This window comes from Novosphingobium aquae (assembly GCF_037572715.1).
Taxonomy (GTDB): Bacteria; Pseudomonadota; Alphaproteobacteria; order Sphingomonadales; family Sphingomonadaceae; genus Novosphingobium; species Novosphingobium aquae.
Window position 1 is genome coordinate 216,709 of the sequence record NZ_JBBHJY010000007.1, and the last position, 25,516, is coordinate 242,224.

Genomic DNA, 25,516 nt, shown 5'->3' on the forward strand with positions numbered 1-25,516 from the left:
GGTCCGAACCGTGCCGTCTTCCCGGCGCGGCAGGCCTGTTCCCGGAGACTTCGACTTGCCCACAGCCCCAGCGCCTTCCGCTTCTGAGCCCTCCGCCACCAAGCCCCCACGCCGTTCGCACGCCGAAACGCGCGAGGCGACGATCAATCACATCATCGACATCGCCACGGCCGAGTTCGTTGAAAAGGGTCTTGCAGGAGCCCGCATCGATGAGATCGCGGGCAAGGCGACCAAGCGGAAGATTTACTACTACTTCGAGGGCAAGGAAGAATTGTATCGCGCCGTGCTCGAACGTGCCTACCGTCAGGTGCGCGCCAGCGAGAGCGCCGTCAACATCGAAGCCGGGACGGCGGTCGAGGCGCTGCGCAGCCTCATCGAGCACGACGTGCGCTATCACTCGCAGCATCAGGAACTGGTGCGTCTGGTGATGAACGAGAACATCCTGCACGGCGAACAGATCAAGCAGATCGAGGGCCTGCCCGAGCGCAACCGCAAGGCCGTGGACATCCTTGCCCGCATCATCGAGCGGGGCGAGGCAGAAGGGTCGTTCCGACCGGGTATCGATCCGGTCGAACTGCACATGAACGTGACCGCTCTCAGTTTTTACAACGTATCGAACCAGTTCACTTTCGCTCACAACTTCGGGGTCGACATGACCAGTCCGGACGCGATCGAGCGGCGGGCGCGGCAGGTGGCAGACATCATCATAGCCTGGGTCACGCAGAAGGACTGACTTCGTCTGGCCCCCCGGCTGACGGACCAGAACCGGCTGTGCAAGGCCCGGCGGCAAGGGGAAGAGGATAATGGCAGGATTTCATGCGGGCGAGAGCACCGCATCACCGGTTGACTGGACGCGCCGGGCAATTGCGACGGTTGCGCTATGCTTTGCCATCAATATGGCCGACGGCGTCGACGTAACTATCCTTTCGTTCATCGCGCCGCGCATCCAGCAGGATTGGAGCATCGGTCCGGACGTGATGGGCACCCTGTTCAGTGCCGGGCTGCTGGGCATGGCAATCGGCGGCATGTTCATTGCGCCGCTGGCGGACAAGTTCGGGCGGCGCAAGGTGATCCTTGTTGCGCTGGCGCTGATGTCTGCCGGCATGCTGGCGAGCGGATTTGCAGCAAGCGTGAGCCAGCTCTTCACGCTTCGCGTGATTGTCGGAGCGGGCATCGGCACCGTACTCGCCGCCATGGCCGCACTTGCCTCCGAGAGTGCGCCGGAAAGACACCGCAGCCTGGCTGTCGGTTTGGTCCAGGCGGGTTATCCGTTCGCCGCCGTGTTCACCGGCCTTCTCGTAGCTCAGCTTTTGCCAATTTATGGCTGGCACGCGCTGCTGATTGGCGCCGGGGGTATCACGGTGTTCCTGTTCCCGCTTGCCTGGGTATTGCTGGGCGATTCCGTTCCCGCCGCCGATGGCGCCAATGGCGAAGCGGTCAAGGGCGGAGTGCGATCGCTATTCAGCCCGCTTTTGCGCGGACGGACGCTCGCGCTGTGGGGTGCGGTCTTCTTTGGCTTGATGGTCCTCTATTTCATCGTCAGCTGGATAACCAAACTGGCAATAGAGGCTGGGCTTTCGGAGACCAACGGCATCTATGCCGGGGCGCTTTACAACTTCGGTGCCTTTTCCGGCACCGTGGCCATGAGCTTCCTCGCCGTGCGCGTGCCGCTGGGCAAGCTGGTGCCGACGATGCTCTGCGGCGCGGCCGTGGCGATGGTGTGGTTTGGATCGGTCGAAATGTCGGTGGCGGGGACCATGGTCAACGCCTTCCTGATCGGAGTGCTGCTGCAGGGCGGCTACAACGGGGTCTGGCCGCTGGCGGCAGAGACCTATCCGTCGCATGTCCGGGCAACCGGGATAGGCTGGGCAATCGGCATCGGGCGGAGCGGCGCGATCGTCGGCCCGTTTATCGGTGGACAGCTGATGGCGGCCAAGGTTTCGTTGCCGATCCTTTTCTCCGCTTACTGCGTGCCGCTGCTCGCCTGCGCTACCTGCGCCTTTGCCGTGCAGCGGTTGAGCCGCAATCCTGCGAATTGACAGGAACTAGTTCGTAACATAAATGAAGGTCACGGAAGCGGGGGCGAAAGGCGTCCCGCAACGGGAGGGGATTGAGGATGAAGTTCGCATCGCGTCTCGCCATTTCGGCGTCTTTTCTTGGTTTTGCGGTGGCATTGACCGCCCCGGCACTGGCACAGGACGCCGCTGCCGATGGAGGCGAATCAGTCGATGCTAATGAGATTGTTGTTACCGGTTCGCTGATCCGGCGGCCAAACAACACCGCCGTAAGCCCGATCGTTTCGGTCGGCGCGGAAACGATCAAGGAAGCCGGCACGCCCAACCTCAGCGATGCGCTGAACCAGTTCCCCAGCTTCACCACGGCAGGCAATGCCGCGACCGGCGGCCAGGGTACCGGCGGCCGCGCCTCGATCAATCTTCACGGCCTCGGATCCAACCGCAACCTCGTGCTGCTCGATGGCAAGCGCCTGCCGCTGTCGGACGTCAACGGAAACGTGGACATCAACATCATCCCGGAATCGATCATCGGCGGGATCGACGTGATCACCGGCGGCGCTTCGGCGGTTTATGGTTCGGACGCCATGTCTGGCGTGGTCAACTTCAAGATCATGCGCGATTTCGAAGGCATCCGCGCCGATACGCAGTACAACATCAGCGAGCGCGGCGATGCTGCCAAGTTCAACGCCTCGCTGGCCCTTGGGACCAAGTTCGCCGAAGGCCGCGGCAGCCTGCTTGCTGCCTTCAGCTACACCACGCAGGACCCGATCCAGGGCACGGCCCGGTCGTTCTTCAATGACAAGGTTCCCTCCTCGTTCATCGGCACCGGGACCTTCGTGCCAAGCGCAACCAACGCGCCCGACGCTGCCGTGATCCAGAGCGTGTTCACCACCTATGGCATTACCGGCGCGCGCAATCCGCTGCTCAACCTCGGCTTCAACAACGACCGCACGCTTTTCGTCCAGACGGGCGCGGTGAATTATCGCGGCGACAACGGCACCAACGGCTATGCCGTCATCGGCGGCAACGTGCGCATGCCGGTGGGCCAGCAGCTGCAGGTACTAAACGCGCTCGATCGCAAGACCGCCTTCGTAAAGGGCGATTTCGAACTTACCCCGGACCTGACCGCCTATGGCCAGTTCCTGTTCGTTGACCTCACCGTCAATACCGAGAGCGGCGGCAGCCTGACGCAGTTTCCGGCCCTCACCACGATCCCGGTGACCAATCCGTTCATCCCGGCCGACCTGCGCACGATACTCGCCTCGCGTCCGAACCCGACCGCAGCCTTCACCTGGAACGGTCGCTATGTCGGCGTGCCGGACAAGAACTGGGACGAAAACTACAACGTCCAGCAGTACATGCTCGGCCTGCGCGGCAACATCGCTGAGGGCTGGAGCTTCGACGCTTTCGCGGCTTACGACCAGTCGAAGCACACCCAGACCATGCACCAGGCCGTGCTCAAGTCGCAGGTCCAGAAGCTGCTCAACTCGGCCGACGGCGGGGCCTCGCTCTGCGCCGGCGGGTTCAATCCGTTCGGCGATGCCAATGCCCGCTCGCTCTCGGCAGCCTGCCGCGCCTTCATCACCAAGGATGCGGTCAGCGTGGAAGACCTCGGCCAGACGCAGGCCCAGCTCCAGGTCAACGGCAAGCTGTTCGATCTGGGCGCAGGACCAGTCCAGCTCGCCATGCTGGCAAGCTATCGGAAGAACACCTACAAGTTCAGCCCCGACTTCGACCTGACGGCGAACAGCGGCTTCGCTCCGGGCGCAAACATCGAAGGCGTGGTAAACACCCTGCCGCTCGCCAAGACCGGCATCTCGGTGAAGGAATTCGCCGCTCAGGTCGATATTCCGCTGCTGAGCGACAAGCCGTTCTTCCAGGAACTCGCCGTTGGCGGCGCGATCCGTTATTCCGACTATTCGGTGACCGGATCGGTGACCAGCTTCGAGCTCGATGCCCGGTGGCGTCCGGTTGAATCGCTGCTGATCCGTGGTTCCTACCAGCGCGCCGTACGCACGCCCAATATCGGCGAGCTGTTCTCGCCCCAGCAGGGCAACCAGCTTGTGATCGGCACGCCACCGGGTGCCATCGGCGACCCCTGCGACGTGCGCTCCACCGCCCGCACTGGCGCCAATGCCGCCCAGGTCAGCGCGCTCTGCGTTGCCCAGGGCGTTCCCAGCGCGGCGATCGGTTCGTACCAATTCCCGACCACCGCCACCGGCCAGGTCACATCGGGCAATGCCGGGCTGGTTCCGGAACGCGCCAACACCTTCAACGTCGGCATGGTGTTCAACGCCCCGTCGAACAGCGGCGTGTTCGGCGATTTCTCGCTGTCGCTCGACTACTACAACATCAAGATCAAGGACGTGATCTCACCGATCCCGGGCCTGACCGTGCTGTCGAAGTGCTTCAACCTCGATGGCAGCAACACCAGCTACAGCAACTCTAACGAATACTGCCAGCTGATCCGCCGCGATTCGACCGGCCAGCTTTCGCAGGTGCTGACCCCGTTCCTCAACCTCGGCGCGCTTGAGACCGATGGTGTCGAGGCCCAGATCCACTGGGGCGTCCCGGCTCCGTTCCTGGGGCAGACCGGCAAGCTCTACGTCGATTCGGCGATCGGCTGGCTGAACAACTACAAAGTTCAGCTGCTGCCGGGCGCGGCATTTCTCAACTATACCGGCATCAGCAATGGCGGCGCCGGTCCCAACAGTGTGCCGCCGCGCGCCACGCCCAAGTGGAAGGCGCTGACCACCTTCGGCTACAAGTCGGACACCCTTGGTCTCGGCCTGCGCTGGCGCTACCAGGGTGCCTTGGCCGATGTCAGCGCGGTGCTGACGCCCAACAACGTCCAGCTGCCGGTCGCGGCCTACAATCTGTGGGATATGTTTGCGACCGTGAAGGTACAGAAGAACATCGAGTTCCGCTTCGGAGTGAACAACCTGTTCGACAAGGGACTGCCCTTCGTCGCCAGTTCGCAGATCTCGACCGATCCGGCGCTCTATGACCTGATCGGCCGGTCGTTCTATGTCGGTGCGCGCATCAGCTTCTGATCCATCAGGGCAGGCGCTGGCCTAGCTGGCGCCTGCCCGTTACGATTGCACTTACATGAAACGCACAGGACTCATCGGCCGCTCCATTCAGGCCTCGCGCTCGCCTTGGCTGCACGAACAGGAAGCGAAGGCTCTGGGGCTGGACCTGCGTTACGAGTTGTTCGATTTCACTGCACTCGGCCTCGCCGATGAGGAGCTGGGTCCCCTGCTGCGCCGACTTGCGGCAGAGGGCTACAACGGTGTCAACATCACCTATCCGTTCAAGCAGGTCGTCATCCCCCTGCTGGACGAGCTGGAAGACGGCGCCCGCAGTGTGGGTGCGGTCAACACCGTAGCCATACAGGATGGCCGGCTGATCGGCTACAACACCGACAAGACCGGCTTTCAGGAAAGCCTGGCCGAAGGTCTTCCCGAAGCAGAGCTCGACGTTGTCCTGCAGCTGGGCGCGGGCGGTGCGGGTTCCGCAGTTGCCAATGCCTTGCTCTCGCTGGGTACGACCCGGCTTGAGATTTCCGACGTCGATCTGTCACGCGCCGAGGCTCTCGCGGTGCGGCTTTGCAGCGAATACGGCCCGGGCCGGGTCGTGGCGCGCGGTTCCACCGACATCGATACGACTTTGGTTCGCGGCATAGTCAACACGACGCCGATGGGCATGGCTGCCCACCCCGAACCGGCAATCGACCCGTCGCTGATCGCCTCGCATCACTGGGTCGCCGACATCGTCTATTTCCCGCTCGAAACCGAATTGCTGCGACTGGCCCGGGTAAAGGGATGCCGCACGCTCGACGGCAGCGGCATGGTCATCGGCCAGGCCGCGCGGGCCTTCCAGATATTCACAGGTCTGATTGCCGACAAGAAGCGCATGCGCGCAACGTTCGCCGCCTGTTAGGGCGGCTTGGACAGAATATTCTGGTGGAGCGTCGGCTTTCCGGTCATTTCGTGCGCCCAGTCGCCGTGCCGCATTGTCACCAAGGCTGGACCTGAGTGATTGGGCTTGAGTAGATCCACGAATGGCCAGTATCGGCCTAACCGGTCGTTCCGGGTCGCGGCGCCGACTGGCAGGAATGTCCCAGGGTGACCAAAGTCGGCTCCCCGTCTGTGCTGCGGGGAGCCGACGGTTCAGATCTCGGTGTTTTCAGCGAGCGCGAGCGCGTCTTCCACATCGATCCCCAGATAGCGGACCGTATTCTCAATCTTGCTATGACCGAGCAGGATCTGGACGGCGCGCAGGTTGCCAGTCGTCCGGTAGATGATCGAGGCTTTGGTGCGGCGGAGCGAATGCGTGCCATATTCGCTTGGCATCAGGCCCACCCCCGTCACCCATTCGTCGACAAGCCGGGCATATTGCCGTGTGCTGAGGTGACCATTGCGATCAACCCGGCTTGGGAAGACATAATCATCAACCGTGCCGCCCCGCCGCTCGAGCCACGCCAGCAGGCTGGCCCGGGCATCGGGGAGAAGTTCGAATTGAACAGGCCGACCTGTTTTCTGCTGCATCACGATGGCCCGCGTTCGGATCTGCCCGCCGCTGACAACATCTCCAATTTTCATGCGAACAAGGTCGCAACCGCGCAGTTTGCTGTCGATCGCAAGGTCGAACAGCGCCCTGTCCCGCAGGCGGCGGCGCTGATTGAGGTAGAAGCGGATCTCCCATATTTGCTTGGGCTTCAGGGCCCGCTTCGCGCCGACAGTGCGCCCGGCATTCCAGACTGAGCGCTTGGGGGACGCATTCACGGTTTCAGACATTTCCATGATCATTCTCCGATTGGCCAGAATTGGCCATTCTGAAGAACGGTTGCAGCCCCACGGGGGAAATGTTGTGGGGCTTGATGCTCGGGAGATCGTGGAGGCGCCGGCTGCATAATGCCCTCATGCACGAGGGCAGGCCATGACCAACCATCAATTGACAAACTTTGCCAATCCTTGCTATTTTCAAGTTTGGAGGTTGCCATGGCTACGATGAACATCTCACTGCCCGACCCGATGAAACAATGGGTGGAGGCGCAAGCAGACACCGGCCGGTATAGCAATGCCAGTGACTATGTGCGCGATCTTATCCGCCGTGACCAGGAACGCGCCGACAAGGTTGCCGCCATGCAGCGTCTGGTCGACGAGGCCCGCGCCAGTGGCCTCAGCGACGAGACGATGGCGGACATCCGGGCGCGGGCGATCCGCCAGCAGGCCTCTCAAGCCTGACCGTGCCTCGCTTCCGCTTAACCCGCGCCGCGGCCGACGATCTGACAGCCATTTTTCTCGAGGGCATAGAGCAGTTCGGCCTGCCTCAGGCCGACGCCTATCACGAAGGGTTGAGCGCAATTTTCGCGTTTCTCGCAGACTATCCCCATGCCGCGCGTCTGCGCGAGGAGATCTCGCCGCCTGTTCGCGTGCATCCCTACAAGGCCCATCTGGTGATTTATGATGTGGGAGATGAGGGCGAGGTCGTCATTCTACGCGTCCGGCATGGTCGGGAAGATTGGATATCCTCTAATTACGATGGCTAGCCGTGGCGAGGTAAGGGCATGCGGCCAATCCACAAAGATCCCCGCCCCACTGGGCGCTTCTCCTGACGACCAATTCACGCCGTTTTGCAGCAAGCGCTTGAATGTCCGCTAGCGCTGAAAGCTGTCGTTGGCATACGTTTATGCATCCAGGCAGAAGCCGCTGAAAAAGTCACCGTTGCAGGTGCATTGTCATCGACCCGCAAGTGGCCGCTTGTCCATTTCGCATTTTCCGCGACTTACGCTGAGATAGTTGCCGTCCAAACGAACACCGACCTTCAACAAAGCGCTAGGCCTCGGTCTCGGCCAGCCGGTGCACTTGCTCTGAGAGTGGCCAAATCGCCAATCAAATACTGATTCCACCGCCAACGATCAGCACCTGCCCACTGACATAATCGCTTTCGGGAATGCAGAAGAGGTATATGCCGCCAGCAGCTTCCTCGACCGTTCCGGAACGGCCTAGCGGAACCATATTTTTCAATGCACCGAGTACATCGGTCGGCACACCGGCTTGGATCGACTTGCCTTCGATTTCAATCAAGGTAGCCGGGTCGTCGCTTGCCTTCGTCAGCCGGGTATCGATGAAGCCGAAGGCTACGCAATTGACGCAGACTTTGTAGCGGCCCCATTCCTTTGATAGCGTCTTGGTCATGCCGACGAGAGCAGCCTTAGCTGACGAGTAATTGACCTGGCCAGCATTGCCGTGCGTGCCTGCCATCGAGGATATATTGATCACTTTTCGGACCACCTCGCGTCCTTCGGCAGCTTCCTTCTTGTGCAACATTCGCATTGGCTCGGCGGCTGCACGCAGGATGCGGAACGGCGCGGTAACGTGAACGTCGAGCATTGCTTGGAACTGCTCGTCAGTCTGCTTCTGGATCACGCCGTCGCGGGTATAGCCGGCATTGTTGACGATGATGTCGAGACCGCCAAAACTGTCGAGCGCGGTCTGTACGAAGCGCTTCCCGAAATCCTCGGCGGTGACGTTGCCGACGCAGGCGACGGCACGGCCACCCAGAGCGACGATTTCCGCCACGACTTGGCTGGCCGGTTCTTCGTCAAGGTCGTTGACAACCACGCTTGCGCCGTCGGACGCCAGCTTGAGCGCCAGCGCGCGCCCGATCCCGCGGCCGGAACCCGACACGATCGCGACCTTACCCTTCAACTTGCTCATCACAATTTTCCTCAATCTATCGCGACGATGGCGTCGCCGCCCAATGTTTGAATGCTCTGTCCGGTCCACGCGCCGATGGTCAGTCGGGCGCAGCGTTCGCCTTCGTGTTCGAACAGTTCCGCTACCTCGCCCCGGCAATGGACCGTGGCGTAGAGCGGCGTGATTGCAGAAAAGCGCACGTTCCAGCGGCGCAAACGGTCTGCCGGCACCCATTGGCGCAGGGCCTGCGCCAGGTAAGCCATCGACAGCATGCCGTGCGCGAAAACGTCATCCATTCCGGCGGCGCTGGCGAAATCGCTGTCGAAATGTAGCGGCACGTGATCGTGGCTTGCGCCGGCAAACAGCGCTAGCGTGCCGCGCGTGATCGGGCCGCGCACCAGCTCGGGAAGTACCTCGCCCTCAAGCATTGCGGACCACCGTCACCATGCGCATTTCGGCGCGCAGGACGCCTGCGCTGTCAACGGCTTGCGTATCCTGCACGACGAATTCGAGCGCGCCGCCTTTCTTGGCATAAATGTCGCTGGTCGTGGTCGTCAGGACGAGCCGGTCACCGGCGTGAATCGGGGCATGATAGGTGAAGCTCTGCTCGCCGTGGAGGACACGCGCCATGTCGATGCCCAGACCGCCAACGGGATCAAACAGGCCGCCGCGCTTGGCGGGAGCAGAAAGCGCGAGCGAGAACAGGTAAGTTGGCGGCGCGGGGATGGCGGGGTGCCCGGCAGTGCGCGCCGCCTCCGCATCGAAGTAGATCGGATCGGTCTCACCCGTCGCCTTGGCAAAGAACTTGAGGAACCCTTCTTCGACCACGACCGCGCGTGGTTCGGAGACTACGCCAACATGAACAGCCCGGTCGAGCATCAGCCGGCCTTTCCGTATAGCGTCACCACACAGGCGCCGCCCAGCCCGACATTGTGCTGCAGCGCGTGACGGATGCCTTCGACCTGACGCTTGCCGGCCGTCCCGCGCAGCTGGTGCGTCAGTTCATAGCACTGGGCGAGCCCGGTCGCACCGAGGGGGTGGCCCTTCGACAGTAGCCCGCCCGAGGGGTTGGTAACGTGGCGCCCGCCGTAAGTGTTCTGGTCATCGCGGATATATTGCTCGGCGGTGCCTTCTGGGGTGAGCCCTAGCGCTTCGTAGGAGATCAGCTCGTTGGGGGTGAAGCAATCGTGCAGTTCGACTGCCTGGATGTCGTCGGGACCGATGCCGGAAGCGTCGTAGACCTGCCTCGCGGCCTCTTTGGCCATGTCATATCCGACCACGCTCATCATACCGCGGTTCTCGAAGGTACCCGGCATATCGGTGGTGAGCGCCTGCGCGACGATCTCGACCGAAGCATCGAGGCCGTGCCGTGCGGCGAATGCCGGCGAGACCAGCACCGCCGCCGCCGCGCCGCAGGTCGGCGGACAGGCCTGGAAGCGGGTGATCGGGCCGTAGAGATGCTTGGAGGCCATGACTTCTTCCAGAGTGATGGGATCGCGGAACAGCGCCATCGGATTGTTCGCCGCGTGGCGCCGCGCTTTGACGCTGATCAGGGCGAACGCCTCGCCGCTGGTGCCGAACCGCGCCTGGTGATCGAGCCCCGCTCCGCCGAACTGCTGCGCGGCGAACGGCGCCTGTTCATCATAGGCCTGCAACTCGTCCTGCCGGACAAGCGCCATGTCGAGCGTGCGCTTGCGGTCGTTGAACACCATGCCCAGCGCGCCGGGAACCATTTGCTCGAAACCAACAGCAAGCACGCAGTCGGCGACCCCCGCTTCGACCATCTGCCGCGCAAGATAGAGCGCGGTCGATCCGGTCGAGCAGTTGTTGTTGACGTTGACGATCGGGATACCGGTCAGCCCGACCCGGTACAGCGCGGACTGGCCGGCTGTTGAATCGCCATAGACATAGCCGGCATAGGCCTGCTGGACCTGGTCGTACGACACTCCGGCATCGGTAAGCGCGAGGCGGATCGCCTTTTCGGCCATCACGTCCCAGTCCTCGCTCTGGCCGGGCTTGGTGAACGGGATCATGCCGACCCCGGCAATGCGGACTTTACTCATGCGATTTCTCCACTTGGCCCGGCGTCACAGCGCCCGGGCAATGATCAGCTTCATGATTTCGTTAGCGCCGCCGTAAACGCGGCTGACGCGGGCATCGGCGAACATCCGCGCAATGGGATATTCGGCCATGTAGCCATAACCGCCGAACAGCTGCTGGCAGGCGTCGATCACCTTGCACTGGGCTTCGGTGCACCACAGCTTGGCCTTGGCGGCAGTGACCCCATCGAGCTCGCCGGCGAGCAACCTGACCATCAGGCTGTCGACGAACGCCCGGCCAACTGTGCCCTGCGTCGCGCAGTCGGCAAGCACGAACTGGGTGTTCTGGAAGTCCATGAGCGTCTTCCCGAACGCCTTGCGCTCGCGGACGTAGTTGGTGGTCAATGCCACCGCGCGCTCCATGTTGACCACCGCGTCGAGCGCGATGATGAGGCGCTCCCAAGCGAGCTGGTGCATCAACTGGACAAAGCCGCCGCCCTCGCTGCCGAGCAGGTTACCCGCGGGCACAAACACATTGTCAAAGAACAGTTCCGACGTGTCCTGACCATGCATTCCGAGTTTTTCGAGATTGCGGCCGCGCCGGAAACCTTCGACACTGTCGGTTTCAAGGACCAGAAGCGAAACACCCTTGGCACCGGCATCATCGCCAGTCCGCGCCACCACGACGACCAGATCGGCAGTCTGGCCGTTTGAGATAAAGGTCTTGGCCCCATTGAGCAGCCAGCCGCCTTGTACAGCTGCTGCCCGGGTGCGGACATTCTGCAGGTCGGACCCGGCTCCCGGCTCGGTCATCGCAATCGCGCCGATCCGCTCGCCTCGGGCCATCGCCGGAAGCCAGCGCTGCTTCTGGTCCTCCGTGCCGTAAGCCAGGATGTAATGCGCGACGATCGCCGAATGGATCGTATTGCCGGTGCCGAAACTGCCGCCAAGCCCGGCGCGTGTCAGCGCCTGGTGGATCACCGCCTCGTGCGCGAGGGTGCCACCGCCGCCGCCGTACTCCGCCGGAATGCTGGCGCATAGCAGGCCGGCTTCAGCTGCCTTTTCCCAAGCGGTTCGGTCGACCTGCCCGTCGCGTTCCCACTGTTCGCGCCGAGGTGTCAGTTCGCCCTCGATGAAGCGGGCGGCCTGATCCTCGAGCATGACCAGTTCGTCATCCATCCACGGGCTTGATTCAGGCGACATTGCGGCTTTGTCCTTCCCAATAGGTCTTGCGCAGTTCGGCCTTGAGCACCTTGCCGGCAGCTGACAGCGGCAAAGGTTCGTTGCGGAATTCGACCGAGCGTGGACACTTGTAGTCGGCGATGCGCTCGCGGCAGTGAGCGACAACTTCGTTTTCACTCAGGGCTGCACCCGCACGCGGCAGGATAACCGCATGAACCCGCTCGCCCCAGCGCGCGTCAGGCACCCCTATCACCGCCACCTGTGCCACCGCCGGGTGCAATGCGAGGACGCTTTCGACTTCGGCGGAGAAGACATTTTCGCCTCCCGAGACGATCATGTCCTTGATCCGGTCTACAACATAAAGGATCCCGTGATCGTCGAGCCGCCCGCCGTCGCCGGTGTACATCCAGCCACCGCGCAAGGCCTCGGCGGTGAGCTCGGGCTGGTTCCAGTACCCGAGCATTACCCCGCGACCCCGGATGAGAATTTCGCCCACTTCGCCGGTCGGCAGGAGGTTGCCCGCGTCGTCAGCGATGCCGATCTCGGCAATCGAGATTGGTTTGCCTGCCCCACGATGGCGGCCCGCCGCGCGGTGCTCGCCCTTGTGATAGTCCGCACCCAGCATCGTTGCAGAGCATGAGACTTCGGTCATTCCGTAAAGCTGGACAAAGTCGACATGCGGAGCCGCCGCCATTATCCGGTCGAGCGTGGCCTCCTGCATCGGCGAGGCTCCGTAGAGTATCGATTTCACCTGCTTGAGTTTCGCGGCATCAAAACCCGGTGCATCAAGCATCATCTGGATCATCGTCGGGATCAGCAGAGCATCGGTTACGCCTGCTTGATTGATCAAATCCAGCGTCGCGGCGGGCTCAAAGCCCTTGCCGATGACAGCTGTGCCGCCTGCCAGCATCGTCATGGTCAGCACTGCAGCCGCCGCGAGATGGAACAGCGGCGGGACGACCAAGCCACGGCAGCCTTGCGGGAACAGGCCCAGTTCGCGCATCGACTGACAATTCGCCACGAACCCGTCATGGCTCAGCATGACACCCTTCGAGCGTCCGGTCGTGCCGCCGGTGTAGAAGATCGCAAACAGGTCGTCCCCGCCGCGAAAAGCGGCGTCGATTGGCTCGCGGGCAAGCAATTCGGCGAGTGTGTGCCAGCCGCCACGCGGCGACCCTAGCGAGATCAGTGCTTCGACCTTTTCCTCTGCCAGCATAGCGGCATTGGCATCGGCAAAGTCGTCGCTGACAAAGATTGCCCTTGGCCGGCAATCCTCGATCGCAAACCGGTTCTCGGCTTCGCTCCACCGGCAGTTCAGTGGCACCAGCACTGCCCCGGCCCACGGCACTGCGAGATAAAGCGCAAGGTAATCGTCGCTGTTGGCGGAGAGGATGCCCACGCGGTCGCCTTCCTCGACGCCAAGGGCGAGCAAGCCGCCGGCGATCCGCGCCGCGCGGTCAAGGGTATCACCCCAGGTCCGTACGCATCCTTCGAACACCGACGCCGGAGCCGCCAGTCGATCCGCGACAGCGGCGCGAACTGCGCTCACATAGCTGAGTTGCTGGCCAGTCATTTGGCAGCGAGGCGGCGCTTGAGGAAATCCGCGATCAGCTTGTTGGCCTGGTCGGTTTCGGGAATGTCGATCAAATAGGTCCAGAATGCATGCGGAAGAGCGTCGAATACGACCAGGTTAGACGCCACGCCCTGCTCGTAGAGGGCGCGCCCGAAAATCGAGGTCCCGCTCAGGGCAAGGTCACGCGTGCTGGTGATCAGCAGGGTCGGCGGAAAATGAGACAAGTCGCCATGAATGGGCGAAAGGACCGGATCGGTAAGTTTTATCTTGTAGACAGGATCAGCCCCGTACTCACCGCCCGGCATGGGCATCCACGAGATCGAATCGCCCTTCTTGCTGGCATCGGCCATGCCACCGAAGAAGCCCAGCGCGGCTGGCATGGGCCGCCTGAGGACGGTCAGCCGCGCGACCAGTTGAGCGCTCAGAACGGCGCCGGCCGAAGTCCCGAACACGCCGATCCGCGAAGCGCCGTGGTCTTTCTCAAGCGCCTGATAGACAGCCAGCGCGTCGTCGAGTCCGGCCGGATAGGGATTCTCCGGGGCCAGCCGATAGAGCGCGGAGACCACCGGGATACCTGTCAGCGCGGCGATCGGGATAGTCTCGGTAAGCGATCCGGAATCGACCTTGCCGCCGCCGCCGTGCAGGTTGAGCAGCACTGGCCCCTTGCCGATTGCGGTAACGCCCTTGGGATAGATGATCCTTACCGGCACGCCGGCGATGACGGACTCCTCGGTCCGGACACCGTAGCGCGCTTCGAGCTGCTTCCCCATCGCGACCTGCATCCCGCCGATCATCTGGCGAACGAGCGGAAGCGGCGGCATCGGGTTGGGCATCGGTGTGTTGGCCGAGGCTATGGCGGCTGTCCTCCCTTCCGGGCTCACCGTCTCTGGCATCGGCCAGGTGAGGATGTTGCGTTCCGGCGCGGGCGCAGCGGATTGGGCCAGTGAGGCACTGGAGGCGAGGCTCGCCAGCAGCACTGCCAAGGTTTTTGTTCTGATCACTGTTCCACTCCCGTTGCGGACGTTTGTCCGTGTTCCGTCAATTCTTCGCCCTCGGCCTTTGCTGGCCATGCGAAGGCCACCCCGATCCCGGCAATCACCGCCATGGCCAGGTACGCGAACGAGGTTCCGTAAGCCCAAAGCAGGCCAGAGCCTGCGGTCACCACGGCCAGCACCACGCCGAGCAGCACCGCATTCAGCCCTTGGGCGGCGGCGCTTGTCTGGACGGGCACGCGCGCCGCGATGACCAGCATCATGCCGAGAATGGCGCCGGTGGCGGTTACGCCTTGGAACAGCTGTGTCGCGATCAGCACGGGCACGCCCGGGTCGGTCGCCATGATGAGCCACCGGATCGCCGCAGCCGCCGCAGCAATGCACAGCAGCAGGCTCGGATCGCGCCGCCCGAGGAGCTTGGTACCGAACCAGAACGCGAGAATTTCTGCGCTCACCGCCAGTGCCTGGAGCAGGCCGATCGTGCTGGTCGAAATGCCATGGGCTGCCCATTGGATCGCGCCGAAGCTGTTGAGCACGCCGTGGCTGCCCATGATCAACGATGCCGCCGCCATGGCCCGCATTAGCTTGCCATCGCCAATCACGTCGCGCCAACGCCCGCTCTCGCCAGCTTCGGCCATCGCCAGGTGGCGATCCGACCGGAGCAGGGCCGCAACCATTGCCGGAAGCAGCAGCAGGACTGCGCAGATGAGCGGCAGCGCTTCTATTCCGAACTGATCAAACGCCCAGCCGGCACTGGCAGTCGACAGTACGACAGCTATTGATCCCCAGACACGCATTCGCCCGAAGTCGAGCCCGTGACTCCGCACGGCCATAACCGCGTAAGAATCAACCAAAACCGGGATCTGGTCCCACATCATCGAGAAGGCGAGGACGATGGCAATCCGCCCCGCATGATCCGGGCGGCCGAGCAAGAGCGCGACGATTGCCGCGGCACCCAGCGAGGTCACGACGATCGAGTTGCGCACCAGCCCGCGCCGTCCCGCCCAGGCCGAAAACGGAGCAACCGTCAGCAGGCGCAGGATCAGCGGAATGGCGAGGAGCACGCCGATCTCGCCGGGCTGCGCGCCCATGGCCTTCAGCCACAGCGGGATGAATCCGAAAAATCCGTAGTGGATATAGAGCGCCAGATAGAGACCGGACACGCCCATCGAAAGCGGGCTGAGAGTGCCTTCGCGGGAAGGGCCACTGGCAGCGTGATCACTACCGGCCAATGGTTCAGGAATGGGATTCAAAGGCATGTTTCACTCCCACCCTTGCATTGCTGCAAGGTTTGATTGATATCGATGTCATCACTGGGACGAGGAATGACATGCTGGATCCGGATATCGCTGCGCTCATGGGTGAACCCGCCGAAATGCCGGCGATGACTGCCGAAATTCTGCCGATGGTGCGCGCCAGCATGGCCATGATGGGGCAGGCGCTGCCGGGGGTAGAGATCGAGACAGTCCGCGACTTCGATGCGAACGGCGTTCCGGTACGGCTGTACCGCCCTGAAAGCGATGCGCCATTGCCCCTGCTCGTATTCCTTCACGGCGGCGGCTGGATGCTGGGCGACCTTGAGACCCATGACGCGATGCATCGCCATCTGGCTGCCCGCGCCGGCTGCGCTGTGCTTGCGGTTGGCTATCGGCTGGCGCCCGAGTACCCGTTCCCGGCCGGACTGGACGATGCAGCGACTGCATTGGCCTGGGCCCGGCGCGAGGCGGCCGGATTGCGGTGCGACCCCACGCGAATCGCGCTGGGCGGTGAAAGCGCCGGATCGAACCTGACCGCCGCCATGACCTTGCGTCTGCGCGATGAAGGCGGGGAACAGCCGCTGTTCCAGTTGCTGGTTCATCCTGCAACCGACCTGCGCTTCTGCTTGCCCTCGTTCGAGACGGTCAAAGTGGGCGGGTTCTCGCGCGAATATCTCGATGGCGGCGCGGCCATGTACGCCGGGGGTGCCGATCTGGCAGATCCATTGATTTCCCCGCTGCGGGCCGAGCGACATGACGGACTGGCTCCGGCGATCGTGCTCACCGCCGAGGAAGACCCGCTGCGCGACGACGGTGAATACTATGCGCGGGCACTGATCGCGGCGGGTGTCGAAACGCTCGCGTGCCGCTTGCCCGGCCTGCCGCACGGCTTCATGTTCCTGCCCGCGACCGTTCCTGCGGTTTCGCGGTCGTTCGACTTGATCGCGCGGCTGGTTTGCCGCTATTTCAAAGGTTAGGGGCACATCTTCGATGCAGATTGCGGCATGAACAAACTGGGCGGAAACGCCGAGCGTCCGACCATGGAAATGGTCGCCGCGCTCGCCGGCGTGTCCAAGATCACCGTTTCGCGTGCTCTGCGCGGCAGCGATCTGGTGCGCCCCGAAGTGCGCGAGCGCGTTGCGCAGGTCGCCAGGCAGGTCGGTTACAGGGTTAATGTCGCCGCGCGCAGTCTGCGCACCCGGCGTTCGCGGACAATTGCCGTCGTCATCGAGCAGCTTGATCGTGACGACCGACCGATTGCCGATCCTTTGCTCCTGTCGATGATCGGCGGCCTGCTCGAAGCACTGACCCCGGCCGACTATGCGATGATCCTGACCACAAACGAGCACTTCGTCGCGGCGAGCGCGATGGGCGCTGACGGCGTCGTCATGCTTGGCGAGGGCGAAGGCGCACACCGTCTTGCGCAGATCGAGGGCTTCGGCCTTCCCACGGTCGCCTGGGGTGAGCCGGTCAGCGGCGTCAAGGTTCCGGTCGTGGGCAGCGCCAATCATTCCGGGGGCCGGCTGGCCGCCGAGCATCTGGTCGCAAGTGGCCGCAGCCGATTGCTCTTCCTCGGCGACGACCAACACCCTGAAGTTGCCGCAAGGCTGGCCGGGTGCAGAGAAGTACTCGCTTCGAGCGCTGCCATGCTCGCGGCGGCGCTGCCTTGTGCTTTTACCGCCGAGGCCGGAGCTGCTGCGGTCGCTGCGGCACTCGATGCCGGAACTTCCTTCGATGCGATCTTCGCCGCCAGCGATTTCATTGCTGCGGGGGCCTGCGACGAGTTGAACGCAAGGGGCTTGGAGGTTCCGAAAGACGTTGCCGTGGTCGGTTTCGACGACGCGCCAATCGCCAGCAGCCATCGGCCACCGCTGAGCTCGATCCGGCAGGATGGCGCTGCCGCGGGACGCACTCTCGGACAAACCATCATCGGGTTGGTCGAAGGTACAGCCGACCGCACGTCGCACCAGCTTCCTGTTGAACTGGTCGTCCGGGAGAGCAGTGGCGGCTGATAGCGGGCGCAAATTTCTCACCGCAAATGTTGCCTGAAATGCTTCGCGACCAGCTCAAACACCTCTTGCGATTCCGGCAGTTCGACGTCCATGTGATGCGCGTGCCACAGCCCATCGAACAGGACGAAATCGGCCTCGACGCCTGCAGCAAGGAGCCGGCGATGCATGGTTGCGCAGGCGCTCGCGGCAAAATCGCGGGTCCCGGAAATCAGCAGGCTAGGGGGAAATTTCTCCAGCGCTTGCGGATGATTCCCCGGAAGCACAAGCGGGTCCTGCAAGTCGGCAGTCACGAAATAGGGTAGCTGGTCGACCGTTGGGTACGCTCCGGGAGTTGCGTGGGGATCGAATGCCGCTGCCGTCGCCGCTGTATCGCCGGTGAACTCGAGCGCGGTCCCGTGAAGCATGGCAATGGCACCCGGTCCGGGCAATTGATCGTGACCGATCCGGGCAACTGCTTGAGCGGTAAGCATTCCGCCAGCAGAGCAGCCATAGAACCCGATGCTGTGCGCAGCCGACCGGGACAGCAGGTCTCGGTAGACGGTAACCACATCGTCTACCGCGGCAGGGAACGTGTGCTCGGGCGCCAGGCGATAATCGATAGCGAGCACGCGCATTCCGGTAACCACTGCAAGTGGAACCGCTTCGAGCAAGGCGCCGGCACCCGATCCCCACATGAAGGCACCGCCGTGCAGGCAGACCAACGTACGAGGATCGGTAACTCCCAGGCTCGGTTCCACGCTGTGGACCTTCACGCCGTCGATCGCGATTTCCTCAATGCCGACCGAGTAGCGGTTTAAGGCCGCAGCGAGCAGGCGGCGGTTGTAGGCGTCGTAATGCAGGCGGAGGTCTGCCAGATCGGTGGGCGCGGCTGGATCGAGCGCTGCCGCAGCAAACGCGGACCGCGCCGCGTCACTCACGCAACCGGAAAACTGAAACGGATCGATCATTGTCTCTCCCACGTCTGCTATCGATAGCAGTTCCTCTCGAAGCCCAAACATACACGTATTGATTTCCGCCACAAGCACCTATTGACATCGATATCATTTTGCGTCAGCTATCACCTCAATTGAAAAACTGCATACCCTTTGGGAGGGACTTATGAACTCGATGCGCTCCAAATTTCTCTTCGCTCTCGCACTTGGCTCTAGCGCCATTCCCGGCATGGCCCTCGCTCAGAGCGCTGCGCCGGCGGGCAACGCCACGACCGAAAACCCCGATAGCGACCTTGGTGAAATCACTGTCACTGCGCGCCGCCGTGAGGAAAATCTTCAGGAGGTGCCAATTTCGGTAACTGCCTTCACGCAAGAAGACATTGCCCAGAAGGGGATCACTGACCGCACCTCGCTCGCTGACAACACCCCGTCGCTGTTCACGATCAACGGTGGCTATCCGCGCGAATTTGCCTACTTCGCGCTGCGCGGCCAGGGTCCGGCGTTCGGCTCAACCCCCGGTGTGGTCAACTATTTCGCCGAAGTGCCGAACTCGGTAAACATCGACGGCCGGGTGGGCAGCTATTTCGATCTCGCCAATGTCCAGGTGCTCGCTGGTCCGCAAGGAACGCTGTTCGGCAAGAATGCGACCGGCGGCAACATTCTGTTTGAACCTGTGAAACCGCAGGACCGGTACGAAGGCTATGTTCGCATACAGGCCGGCACTTATAGCGATCGCCGGATCGAAGGCGCACTCAATATCCCGATCATCTCGGACAAGGTGCTGCTGCGCGTTGCCGGCGAGATCGGTCGGCGCGATGGTTACACCAAGGATGTCGGCCCGTTCTTCTCCGGCAAGGATTATGACAACCTCGCTTATGAAAGCGTCCGGGTCGGGCTGACCCTGCGCCCGGCGGATGGCGTCGAGTTCTATACCATGGCGCGGTACTACAATTCGCATTCGAATGGCAGCGGCACGGTGCTCGGCGCCTTCAACCCGGCTGCCGGCATCGATGCCGGCCCGCCGTTCGGCTTCCTCCCAGTGCTGGCATTCTATCCGGGTATGGTGACGGCAGTCGCCGAGCAGAATGCGCGCGGCCCTCGCAAGGTTGCCTACAACCTCGATCAGTTCTCTGACTCGCGGTACTGGCAAGTGCTCAATCAGGCCACGTTCGAGCTGTCCGACAATCTGAAGCTTCGTAACATCATCAGCTATTCGAAGCTGTGGACCAAGTACGGATACGATTACGACGCCACCGTGAACCCCATCTCGGGCCAGACGAGCCAGGTAAATCCGGCGAACCCGGGATTGTTCACGAGCGGCAGGGTGCCCACCGTCGCCCCGACGTTCTTCACCGAAGAGCTGCAGCTTCAAGGAACCGCGTTTGACAAGGCGCTTACCTTCACGCTTGGCGGCTTCCTCGACCGGCAGGGCTGGGACGGACCGGCGGGCATTGCCGAATACACGTTCTTCCCGTTCGGCACGCTGCTGCCCACGGCATCGGCTATATTCGTTTCGAAGAACCAGAGCGAGGCGGTGTTCGGCCAAGGCACGCTGGAACTTGGCCGCATCTCACCCGCGCTCGAAGGGTTCAGCCTGACCGGCGGGCTCCGCTATACCTGGGAGCATAGCTTCGTCTCGCAGACGATTTTCGCGCCACCGGCAGTCGAAGGCACGACCGACGACCAGTATCTCAGCTATACCGCGACGCTCGACTATGATGTGTCGCCCACGGTCCATGTCTATATGACGACGCGTGATGCCTACAAGTCGGGCGGGGTGAACGGTCCGGTACCGGTTGGTTCACAGTTCCGCACTTACGCGCCGGAGCGACTGGCCGACGTCGAAATCGGCCTAAAGTCGCAGTTCGATCTCGGCACAGTCAGGGGGCGCTTCAACATCGCCGCTTACCGCGGGATCTATAGCAATATCCAGCGCACCACGACCGAACTGGTCACCACCCCGTCTGGCACAATCCCGCTCAACATCACGCGCAGCGCGGCGAAGGGGAAGATCGAAGGCGTCGAAATCACTGCTGCGCTGATCCCGACCCCGGGGCTGACGTTCACCGGCACCTACTCCTACATCAACGCGCGCTATACCGAGGTTACCGACGCAAGTGCGGGCGCGATCCTCAATGGTTCGCCTTTCCCCTATACGCCGAAGCATAAATTCTCGGTCGGGGCGAAGTACGAAACGTCTCTGGGATCGGCCGGCGACTTCGAAATCGGTGTCAACTATGTGCGCCAGTCGGAAGTCTCGACGGCACAGACCAATGCCTCGTTTTATCGCTTCCTTCCGGCCTATGGCCTGCTCAACGCCAGCCTCGACCTGCGCAACATCGGCGGCAAGTCTCTCGATCTCGGGGTGTTCGTGACCAATCTGACGGATCAGGCCCGCCCGGTCGGCGTGCTGGACCAGTATGTCGGAAGCACCGGCACCGTCGGCCTGACCTATACCGAGCCTCGGATGTTCGGGGTGCGCCTCGGCTACCGTTTCGGCAACTGAGTCGATGCCTCCTACATCCACGCCGCAGCCGCCCTTCGCGCTGACCGTCAGCGCGGAGGCGCGCGCTGCGATGACTCCTTTGCTGTCAGCGAAGCCGGCGCCCGAAATGACCGCCAGTCTGCTCCGCAACCCGGTGACGCGCGCGGCGGTCCGCGCGGCAGCGTCGTTTCCCTTGCGAGCGCTGGGCAAGAGCCGGGCCAAGCGCTTCGGGGTCGAAGTTTCCAGGGCGCGGATCGCAGGGGTTCCGGTGAAGCTGGTCCGCCGCAAGGACATCGACGCAGGCGCTGAGCCTCGCTTGCTGATCAACTTCCACGGCGGCGGCTTTATTGTCGATTCCGGATCCCTGACCGAATCGATCCCGATTGCCGGGCTGACCGGGATCCCGGTCGTTTCGGTGATGTACCGGATGGCCCCCGAGCATCCCTTCCCTGCTGCGGTGGACGATGCACTGGCGGTCTATCGAGATGCGCTCGCCCATCGTTCACCAACGTCTATCGGCGTCTACGGAACGTCTGCCGGTGCCATCCTGACGCTCCAGCTGCTGGCGCGTATCAAGGCCGAAGGACTACCGATGCCTGCGGCTGCCGGCGTCTTTTCCGGCAGCGCCGACCTTGCCCTGGCGGGAGATTGTGAAGCTTTTCTACCGGCGATTCTGGGGTCACGGACAGCTCCGGACGTTGTCGGTGACTACAGCGCAGGGACAGAGCGGACCGACCCGCTGCTGTCACCGATCTACGGTGACATGTCAGGCTTCCCGCCGGCGCTGCTGATGGCCAGTACCCGCGATCAACTTCTCAGCCAGACGGTACTCGCCGATCTCGCGCTCCGCCGCGCTGGCGTGACGACCGACCTGCGCGTGTATGAAGGCATGCTCCATGCCTTCTGGGCGTGGATCGATTGCCCTGAAACCGATGATGCGCTGGCCGCGCAGGCTGCTTTCTTCGCAAGGCATCTTTGCGCGTGAGGAGCGGGACAATCTTGCGCAAGCCCATGTGCCATCGTGCCTGCGACAAGGTCACGGAAGTGTGTGCCGGCCGATGACAAGCGCGCCTGAATCCACGCCCCAGGAGCTTTACGGGGCCCTGCTAGCTGCGGTCCAGGAGGGCGACATCCTCGCGGACGGCAAGACCTTTGTCGACGCCCTGCCGCGCCGCCCGATCCCGGAAATCATGGCAGATTTTGCGCGCCTGCCTCGTGACGAAGAAGAATTGGCGAGGTTCGTCATGGCGAACTTCGAGCTTCCGAGCTCGGTTGCCAGCTCGGTTGCAGCCAGAGCGAATCCCGACTTGCCCCTTCGTGCCTATATCCGCGCGATGTGGTCGGAACTCGCCCGCGATCCTGCCTTTGGCGGGAAACACTCATCGGCGCTGTCAGTGAGGCACCGTCATGTCGTTCCGGGCGGGCGCTTCCGTGAAATGTACTACTGGGACAGCTTCTTCACGATGCTGGGGCTCTTGCGCGATGGCGAGACTGAACTCGCTAACGGCATTGTCGAGGCCATGACCGACCTTATCGAAGAACATGGCCATGTCCCGAACGGTGCCCGGTCCTACTTCCTTGGTCGGTCGCAGCCGCCTCTATTTCACATGATGGTCGCGCTGCTCGATGATCGTCGCCCCGAAATCGCTGCTCGCCGTCTGGCCGCGATGAAGCGCGAGCACGCATGGTGGATGGCCGGGGCCGACGGCCTCGCACCGGGTGAACAGCGCAGACACGTCGCGCGGCTTGCGGATGGCGCCCTGGTCAACCGGTACTGGGATCCGCGCGACACACCGCGTGACGAAAGCTGGCGCGAGGATGTCGCCACGGCAACCGCAAGCGGACGCCCACTCAGACAGGTTTATCGTGACTTGCGCGCTGGGGCAGAAAGCGGTTGGGACTTCTCTTCGCGCTGGCTCGATGGGCCAGACCTCGGTTCAATTCGCACGACCATAGTCGCGCCGATCGACCTCAACGCTTTCCTGTTCGGCCTGGAGAGCACCATCGCCGCGATGGGCGACGCCGATGACGCAAAGAACTTTGGCCGGTTCGCACAGGATCGCCGTACAGTGTTGCACCGCTATTTCTGGAACGCGGAGTCGGGCTACTTCGCTGACTTTGACCTCGAATTGAACCAGCCGCGCAAGAATTCCAGCGCCGCCGCCCTTACGCCGCTGTTGGTCGGCTTGGCTACTCAATCCCAAGCGGAGGCCACCGCCAGGTATGTGCGCGAGAACTACCTCGCGCCGGGTGGCTTGCGCACGACTCTGGTCGCTTCCGGCGAGCAATGGGACCAGCCCAATGGATGGGCGCCGTTGCAATGGATCGCGGTGACCGGCCTGTCACGCTACGGGCACGAAGACCTTGCTTTGGAGATCGCGCGGAGGTGGGTTGATACGGTGGATCAGAATTACCAGCAAAGCGGCCTGATCTATGAGAAATACGACGTCGAAGCGGGTGCTATTGGCGCCGGCGGCGAATATGCGCCCCAAACCGGGTTTGGCTGGACGAATGGTGTGACAGCTGATTTCCTCGATTCGTGCCTGACCAAGCAAGCAGAAATGGAAGGGAACTCATGCTCGCAGGCCTGATGCAGGCGATGCCGTTACAGATCAGCGGCATCATCCGCTTCGCAGCCAAGGCGCACGGCGACCGTAAAATCGTGTCGCGCCTGGTCGACGAACCAACGCACCATTACGGCTGGGCTGATTGCGAACAACGTGCGCGCAAGGCTGCGCAGGCACTGCAACGGATCGGCATATTGCCAGGAGACCGCGTGACGTCGCTGGCCTGGAACACCCATCGTCATCTCGAGCTGTTTTACGCTGTCCCGGGCATCGGCGCTGTGCTCCACACCGCCAATCCGCGCCTGTCAGACGACCAGATCGTCTACACGATCAACCATGCTGGTAGTTCGGTGTTGGTGTTCGAACGTAGCTTCGTCGAACTGGTCACGCGGCTGCGTCCGCGGCTGAAGCATATCCGGCACTTCATCTTGCTTTCCGATGATGCACGGCTCGACCCCACGTTTGCTGGAGCAGTATCCTATGAGATGTTGATTGCAGCGGAGATCGGGGATCTCAAATGGCCCAGCTTCGACGAGAACACCGGCGCCATCCTTTGCTACACCTCAGGCACTACCGGCGATCCCAAGGGCGTGCTTTACAGCCACCGATCGATCGTCCTCCACGCGCTCGCCGCCGGGCTGTCAGGCGCTTTCGGGTTCACGGCTTTCGACGTGATCATGCCCTGCTCATCTCTGTACCACGCGACTGCTTGGGGTCTGCCGTTCACCGCTGCGCTCAACGGGTGCAAACTGGTTTTGCCCTGCGACAAGTTCGACGGCGCAAGCTTGCAGGAATTGATAAGAAGCGAAGGCGTGACCTTCTCGGGCGGTGTGCCAACGATCTGGACAATGTATCTCGCGCACCTCGAACGAAGTGGCGAAGACGCTGGCGCACTCAAGCAATTGATCATCGGTGGTTCGGCTGTTCCCCGCGCGATGGCCGAGACTTTCGAGCGGCGTTACGGCGTCACCGTCAGGCAGATCTGGGGCATGACCGAGACTAGCCCTCTCGGTGTCATATCCACTCCGACACCCAAGCTGACTGCCGAACCACAAGACTTCGTCGACGAGACAATTTGGACCCGCCAGGGCCGTCTGCAATTCGGTATCGAGCTGCGCATTATTGATGAAGCAGGTCAAGAGTTGCAGTGGGACGGCGAATCCTCAGGAGCCCTCCAGGTGCGCGGCCCCTGGGTTGTCGATCGCTATTTTCCCGATATCCCCGCTGCCGGGTCCGACGGCTGGTTCGACACCGGCGACATCGCCACGATCGATCAGTATGGCTTTGTTCGGTTAACGGACCGGGCCAAGGACATAATCAAGAGCGGCGGAGAATGGATCAGTTCGATCGACATTGAGAACGCTGCAAGCGCATGTCCCGGCATGCGCATTGCAGCGGTCGTTGGGGTCGAACATCCACGATGGGACGAGCGTCCAATTCTTATTGTCGAGCCGCACGAAGGCGAAATGCTAACTGTAAGTGCTGTCCGTGCATATCTCGAGCCACTGCTTGTGCGTTGGTGGATGCCTGACGCGATCATCATCGAGCCGGTTCCGCTTACCGCTACGGGGAAGATCGACAAAAAGGCGATCCGAACCAGATATCAGAGCCTGTTTTCCGGGGCGCGCGCCATTCCAAGCTGCATTTAGGTCGGCAGCTAGAACCTAGGCCGTGGGACGCCAACACGCTGCGGCAAGTCTCGAATAGTCGTTGGTATTCTTTATTATGAGCGACTGAGATTTAGGCGCAAGGTTGGTTT

22 protein-coding genes are annotated in these 25,516 nt (G+C 62.5%); 12 read left to right on the forward strand and 10 right to left on the reverse strand.

Translation table 11 applies throughout. The features are described from left to right. Window positions 1–55 precede the first annotated feature (55 nt). The 4 genes from WG900_RS14600 to WG900_RS14615 all read left to right on the forward strand — a co-directional run bounded on the left by WG900_RS14600 (window position 56) and on the right by WG900_RS14615 (window position 5,957). Window positions 56–733 carry a TetR/AcrR family transcriptional regulator gene (locus tag WG900_RS14600; RefSeq protein WP_339968060.1) on the forward strand — a complete coding sequence of 226 codons (678 nt, stop codon included), beginning with the start codon at window positions 56–58 and terminating at the stop codon, window positions 731–733. A gap of 70 nt (window positions 734–803) precedes the next feature. Continuing rightward, window positions 804–2,039, forward strand: a complete 1,236-nt coding sequence (locus WG900_RS14605; protein WP_339968062.1) for an MFS transporter — start codon at window positions 804–806, stop codon at window positions 2,037–2,039. Between the two features lie 77 nt (window positions 2,040–2,116). Beyond that, a complete protein-coding gene (locus tag WG900_RS14610; protein ID WP_339968065.1) occupies window positions 2,117–5,068 on the forward strand; it encodes a TonB-dependent receptor domain-containing protein in 2,952 nt (983 codons plus the stop codon). Window positions 5,069–5,123: 55 nt separating this feature from the next. Further along, a complete protein-coding gene (locus WG900_RS14615; RefSeq protein WP_339968067.1) occupies window positions 5,124–5,957 on the forward strand; it encodes a shikimate dehydrogenase in 834 nt (277 codons plus the stop codon). Between the two features lie 230 nt (window positions 5,958–6,187). On the opposite strand, the gene WG900_RS14620 is transcribed toward WG900_RS14615, so the two are convergent. Continuing rightward, entirely contained in the window at window positions 6,188–6,820 is a 633-nt protein-coding gene (locus WG900_RS14620) for a tyrosine-type recombinase/integrase (protein ID WP_339968146.1), read from the reverse strand. Between the two features lie 198 nt (window positions 6,821–7,018). On the opposite strand from WG900_RS14620, the gene WG900_RS14625 reads away from it, so the two are divergent. Together WG900_RS14625 and WG900_RS14630 are read left to right on the forward strand one after the other, a co-directional pair. Continuing rightward, complete coding sequence (locus WG900_RS14625) at window positions 7,019–7,264, forward strand: type II toxin-antitoxin system ParD family antitoxin (protein WP_339968069.1); 246 nt, start codon at window positions 7,019–7,021, stop codon at window positions 7,262–7,264. A gap of 2 nt (window positions 7,265–7,266) precedes the next feature. Continuing rightward, complete coding sequence (locus tag WG900_RS14630; protein ID WP_339968071.1) at window positions 7,267–7,569, forward strand: type II toxin-antitoxin system RelE/ParE family toxin; 303 nt, start codon at window positions 7,267–7,269, stop codon at window positions 7,567–7,569. 343 nt (window positions 7,570–7,912) lie between these two features. Here the strand turns inward: WG900_RS14630 and WG900_RS14635 are convergent, their stop codons facing one another. The 8 genes from WG900_RS14635 to WG900_RS14670 are packed head-to-tail and all read right to left on the reverse strand — an operon-like array spanning window position 7,913 to window position 15,764. Further along, a complete protein-coding gene (locus WG900_RS14635) occupies window positions 7,913–8,740 on the reverse strand; it encodes an SDR family NAD(P)-dependent oxidoreductase (protein WP_339968073.1) in 828 nt (275 codons plus the stop codon). 11 nt (window positions 8,741–8,751) lie between these two features. After that, window positions 8,752–9,147: a MaoC/PaaZ C-terminal domain-containing protein gene (locus tag WG900_RS14640; protein ID WP_339968075.1), complete on the reverse strand. Its 396-nt coding sequence runs from the start codon at window positions 9,145–9,147 to the stop codon at window positions 8,752–8,754. Continuing rightward, window positions 9,140–9,598: a MaoC family dehydratase N-terminal domain-containing protein gene (locus tag WG900_RS14645; protein WP_339968078.1), complete on the reverse strand. Its 459-nt coding sequence runs from the start codon at window positions 9,596–9,598 to the stop codon at window positions 9,140–9,142. The genes WG900_RS14640 and WG900_RS14645 overlap by 8 nt, the downstream gene beginning before the upstream one ends. Next, window positions 9,598–10,782, reverse strand: coding sequence for a lipid-transfer protein (locus WG900_RS14650; protein ID WP_339968080.1), 1,185 nt, complete (start codon window positions 10,780–10,782; stop codon window positions 9,598–9,600). The genes WG900_RS14645 and WG900_RS14650 overlap by 1 nt, the downstream gene beginning before the upstream one ends. 24 nt (window positions 10,783–10,806) lie before the next feature. Beyond that, the gene (locus WG900_RS14655) at window positions 10,807–11,961 is read right to left on the reverse strand and encodes an acyl-CoA dehydrogenase family protein (protein WP_339968082.1); all 1,155 of its coding nucleotides are present in this window, start codon (window positions 11,959–11,961) and stop codon (window positions 10,807–10,809) included. Next, window positions 11,951–13,513: an AMP-binding protein gene (locus tag WG900_RS14660; RefSeq protein WP_339968084.1), complete on the reverse strand. Its 1,563-nt coding sequence runs from the start codon at window positions 13,511–13,513 to the stop codon at window positions 11,951–11,953. Before WG900_RS14660 ends, WG900_RS14655 begins: the two co-directional genes overlap by 11 nt. Continuing rightward, window positions 13,510–14,514: an alpha/beta hydrolase gene (locus tag WG900_RS14665; protein WP_339968085.1), complete on the reverse strand. Its 1,005-nt coding sequence runs from the start codon at window positions 14,512–14,514 to the stop codon at window positions 13,510–13,512. The genes WG900_RS14660 and WG900_RS14665 overlap by 4 nt, the downstream gene beginning before the upstream one ends. Continuing rightward, on the reverse strand, window positions 14,511–15,764 hold the full coding sequence (locus WG900_RS14670) for an MFS transporter (RefSeq protein WP_339968088.1): 1,254 nt from the start codon (window positions 15,762–15,764) through the stop codon (window positions 14,511–14,513). The genes WG900_RS14665 and WG900_RS14670 overlap by 4 nt, the downstream gene beginning before the upstream one ends. 71 nt (window positions 15,765–15,835) lie before the next feature. Here WG900_RS14670 and WG900_RS14675 point away from each other — a divergent pair, with 71 nt between their 5' ends. Together WG900_RS14675 and WG900_RS14680 are read left to right on the forward strand one after the other, a co-directional pair. After that, window positions 15,836–16,738 carry an alpha/beta hydrolase gene (locus WG900_RS14675; protein ID WP_339968090.1) on the forward strand — a complete coding sequence of 301 codons (903 nt, stop codon included), beginning with the start codon at window positions 15,836–15,838 and terminating at the stop codon, window positions 16,736–16,738. Between the two features lie 27 nt (window positions 16,739–16,765). Beyond that, complete coding sequence (locus WG900_RS14680) at window positions 16,766–17,773, forward strand: LacI family DNA-binding transcriptional regulator (RefSeq protein ID WP_339968092.1); 1,008 nt, start codon at window positions 16,766–16,768, stop codon at window positions 17,771–17,773. A 17-nt stretch (window positions 17,774–17,790) separates the two neighbouring features. Here WG900_RS14680 and WG900_RS14685 read toward each other — a convergent pair whose 3' ends face one another. Further along, window positions 17,791–18,720, reverse strand: coding sequence for an alpha/beta hydrolase (locus WG900_RS14685; RefSeq protein WP_339968093.1), 930 nt, complete (start codon window positions 18,718–18,720; stop codon window positions 17,791–17,793). A 214-nt stretch (window positions 18,721–18,934) separates the two neighbouring features. Here WG900_RS14685 and WG900_RS14690 point away from each other — a divergent pair, with 214 nt between their 5' ends. From WG900_RS14690 to WG900_RS14705, 4 genes are all read left to right on the forward strand, one after another. Beyond that, window positions 18,935–21,211 carry a TonB-dependent receptor gene (locus WG900_RS14690; RefSeq protein ID WP_339968095.1) on the forward strand — a complete coding sequence of 759 codons (2,277 nt, stop codon included), beginning with the start codon at window positions 18,935–18,937 and terminating at the stop codon, window positions 21,209–21,211. 70 nt (window positions 21,212–21,281) lie between these two features. Continuing rightward, window positions 21,282–22,175 carry an alpha/beta hydrolase gene (locus tag WG900_RS14695; RefSeq protein WP_339968097.1) on the forward strand — a complete coding sequence of 298 codons (894 nt, stop codon included), beginning with the start codon at window positions 21,282–21,284 and terminating at the stop codon, window positions 22,173–22,175. Window positions 22,176–22,248: 73 nt separating this feature from the next. Next, entirely contained in the window at window positions 22,249–23,781 is a 1,533-nt protein-coding gene (gene treF, locus WG900_RS14700) for an alpha,alpha-trehalase TreF (protein ID WP_339968100.1), read from the forward strand. Beyond that, window positions 23,766–25,406, forward strand: coding sequence for a long-chain fatty acid--CoA ligase (locus WG900_RS14705; protein ID WP_339968102.1), 1,641 nt, complete (start codon window positions 23,766–23,768; stop codon window positions 25,404–25,406). Before treF ends, WG900_RS14705 begins: the two co-directional genes overlap by 16 nt. Window positions 25,407–25,516 lie beyond the last annotated feature (110 nt).